Origin of the sequence: Bartonella sp. AP57NXGY, assembly GCF_042195805.1 — a bacterium.
GTDB lineage: Bacteria > Pseudomonadota > Alphaproteobacteria > Rhizobiales > Rhizobiaceae > Bartonella.
The window spans coordinates 1-3,729 of record NZ_JBHIOZ010000121.1 but is presented as its reverse complement, the minus strand read 5'-3'; the positions used below and the strand labels follow the sequence as shown (position 1 = coordinate 3,729).

Sequence of the window (3,729 nt, the reverse complement as noted above, 5' to 3'; positions counted from 1 at the left end):
TTGATTGGCAAGCAGTTAAGGCTGAATTTAAAGACTGGGATTATAAAGCCCAAGGGCTGACAGAAGCCGGTGCGGCTATCCGTGGCATTGGCTGTCACGGCGGTTACAGGCGGAGCAGCCTCGGGCGCTGCTAGTGCCATTACCGGTGCTTTGGGGCTTGGCTCGAGCACCGCCATGAATGCAGGGATACAGGCAGGTGTCCAAGCGCTGATTAACAAAAGCGCTGTGGCTTTTGTCAATAATCGCGGCAATATTGCCGGCGCCTTGCATGAGTTAGGTTCTTCCAAGAATGTTCTCAGCATTGTCTCATCGATGTTGACAGCGGGCTTAACCAGCCAAATAACGGAAATGGCAGGTGTTGGACAATCTTTGCCAAAAACCGCTCCTTTTGTCGATCGTATCGCCAGTGAAGCGGAAAAGAACCTGATCAAAGCCGCCATTGGCACAGGCGTTCAAACGGCTCTTGAGGGTGGCTCTCTTGACAAGAACTTTTTTAACAATCTGCGCATCGCCCTGTCTGATACGGTTGGCAAATCGTTGGCAGAAGAAATCGGTACCGCCAAGGCAGAAGGCAAAATAGACACGGTCACGCAGATCGTTGCCCATGCCGGTCTTGGCTGTTTAAAAGGCGCGGTTGCGAGCGGTGCTTGCTCTGCCGGTGCTGTGGGGGGGGGGCTGTGGATGAAGCCACAGCCATGCTCCAGTTTCAATTGTGGGTGCAAGGCATTGTGAAAGAGGAAATGGGGGACCTAAACGGTCGCACCCCAACTGCGGAAGAGGAAGCGCGTATAAACGCAAAGATTGATGCGCAGTTTGCTGACTTTAGAGACCACACCATTGATGTTGCACGGGCTGCGGGGGGGTGTTGCCGCTGCCATTGCCGGTGGCGATGTTGATGCCGGCGCTGATGCCGCTGGTAATGCTGCGGAGAATAATTTTCTTCCTGCGGTAGCAGCATTAACAGCATTCATTGTGTCGCTTACACTAGAAGAGTTGGCGGCTCTGTCTCTTTTTATGGCTGGCGGAGCAACTATTTTATTGGATCCTCTAGTAATGGGACGGCTATAACGGATTTCCTTGGCTATTTGTTTGCATCGAAAAATGCAGAAGAAGACAGCGAAAAAACAAACTAAAGTCACAAAGAAGAAAAAAACAAAGCTTCTCAGAAGGAAAGTAAAAATAAGACAAAAAACCGAAACAATAAAGAAACACAAAACAATAATGATGGAATGGGTAATATATTTGAACAAGTCAGGAAGCATCATGATAAAAAACGCGATGAAAAAAACAAGAATTAAATGATGAAGGATGTATAGTATGCGAGACAGAAATAGTATTCAAAACTAAGACGGGTAAGGGGTAGTAAAATTTCGTGCGGAATTTGTTTATATAAAGGATGGTAAAATAAACATTGGAGAAGTAAAAACGGGAAAGAATGCTAAATTAAGTGAAAACTAAAAGATTTTGAAAGAAGCATATAAAAAAAGAAATGCTGAGTCCACAAAAGGAAAATTTATAATTTTTTTAAAGATAACAAATAGTTATTAGAGGCATATCAAGAATCGTTCAAAGATTTTAAAGGAAGTGATAAAGAATTAAACCAAGCTAGTAAAAAATGGGTTAAAGAACAATTGAGTAATAAGTTAGACAAAACCGACATTAACGTTTTTCATTATCCAGGACTTTTTGAATGAAAGTGAATAGCGATGCAGACCAAAAACGTAACAGAGATGTTAAAAACGCTTGGCTGGGAACCTTATCGTGCTGAAGATGCTAGTATGTTTGCGCATTATCATCTTCCCGATCGCATTGTAGGCATTAGTTATGATGTTGTAGATTATGGAGATGATGGGGGAAAGTTTCGGCTATCGGCTAATCTTACCACTGCTGCTTATTGCCTTGCTTGGGAATATGCTAGTGGTGAAGTATCACAGGATAAGTATGAAGATACGCTGTTTTCTGAGAAAGAGGATTTCGATGTTACAGCTTCAGATCTTTCAGAAAGCCATGTTAAGGAATCTTTAAATAGGGTTATCGCTTGGGCGCAAGCACAAGATATTGAACAAAAATTACGTGAAAAAGCAGCTAATCATTCTGCTGTTGCAGAAGCATTACTTGGTGATATTGATGCTTTAAAAAGTTCTAAATTTACACCCCAATTACATGTACCAGAATTTGCAGATTACAAAACAATAGGGTGGATTGAGCGCCTCATTCTTTTTGCGCAAGCTTATAAAAACGGGGAGTTAGATGACATTTTAGCGCGTAAAAAACCTAAACAGTGGTCGATGAGTCTTACAGCAGCAACTCGCATTTTTAAAATTCAAGGGTGGTTTGCCACAGAGCTTGGGAAAATGTGGTTGGTTTTGCCGGATCGTTTTATTAAGTTAGATTTTGGCTTTGTACATCTCTATGATCAGTATAATGTTCATCTCGAAGCTGAAATATCTAATGAAGAGATTTCTTTGGCTTGCTTGTATATTCATTTTTGTGGACAACGTAATCTTGTACAACCTATGGATATTTATCGATCTTTTAATACGATTGGAGGGGAGAATTTTCGTGGGGTTGATAAAGGAATTGATATTTGTATAGAGATATTGAATGAGCAAGAGTTGACAAAAATCTCTGAGCGGATAATGCAATGGGCACGTGCCCAAGATTTACAAGCATCAATAGAAAGCAAAACGCTTATCCAAAAATATAGCTATTATCCAGCTGTGATTTGGCATTTGGCTTGTTTAGCATTGAAAGGTCAAATTGATGTCCTAAAATCCTATCAAGATTCTATCGCAGAGGGTAAGCTACCTGACCATTTGCAAAATCTTGATAAAGAACTGGAGGGGTATGTTAACCATGCCGTTAAATTTGCTGAAAAACATCTGAAAATCCTTAATGAGCGAGAGGCAGCAGAAGCACATCTTAGTCCACAAGTTTTGATTACTTTCAATAAAGTTGCAGAGCAATTAAAAGAAATGGGGTGGACAGTTTATCGTGATAAAGACTACAATCGCAATGCTTATTTTATAAGTAAAGACCGTATCATCAATATAATGTATAACCTTCAAAGTGATGAAGAAGAGCCGATTGTTGCATTTAAGGCTTCCCTTTCAACACTTGGCTTTTCCTCTGCTCATAAAGAGATTTTCTATAATATGCCTCAATATATAGCCCTCAAAGAAGTAGAAGAAGTTTATACAGTTTCTAGTACTGAATTGGCTGAAGACAAGGTGAAACAGATCAGTGCGGATATTCTTGAATGGGCTGATCGGCAAAATATTAATCAAATCATTTATGATTATGCAGCTTTGCCAACAAACAGTGAATATGATCTTATAATGCACCATTTTATTGGGCTTATTCTTATTGGGGATGTTGAAAAGCTCAAATCTTACAAGGAGAATTTTAGAAAGGGAAATTCTTTAGGTTTTGTGAAGGGTGTCACGAAGTACATAATCGACAATGCTCTTACGCTTGCACGGTGTTATCGAGCAGGTTTTCCTAAAAATGCTCCGATTTTAAGCTTGGATCCGCAAACAGCATCTGTTGCTTCCAAAACTATTGCTGTTGAGGCGACAGAGGAAGCGGATGACACTGATGATCATCTTACCATGGAAAGTGCTCATGCACTTTTAAAAAGCTTAGGCTGGTTAACCGAGAAAATCAATGAGAATGACCATATGGCAAGCTATCAATTGGCTGATCGTGAAGTAGATATTCTTTATAACG

At 40.7% G+C, this 3,729-nt stretch carries 1 protein-coding gene and 1 pseudogene; both read left to right on the top strand.

The annotated features are described in order from the left end of the window. Positions 1-942: pseudogene (locus ACFIL8_RS08270) on the top strand (DUF637 domain-containing protein); the annotation flags it as partial. 764 nt (positions 943-1,706) lie between these two features. Further along, positions 1,707-3,729 (top strand): DUF6990 domain-containing protein (locus tag ACFIL8_RS08265; RefSeq protein WP_375689388.1); only part of this gene is annotated, 2,023 nt, incomplete at its 3' end.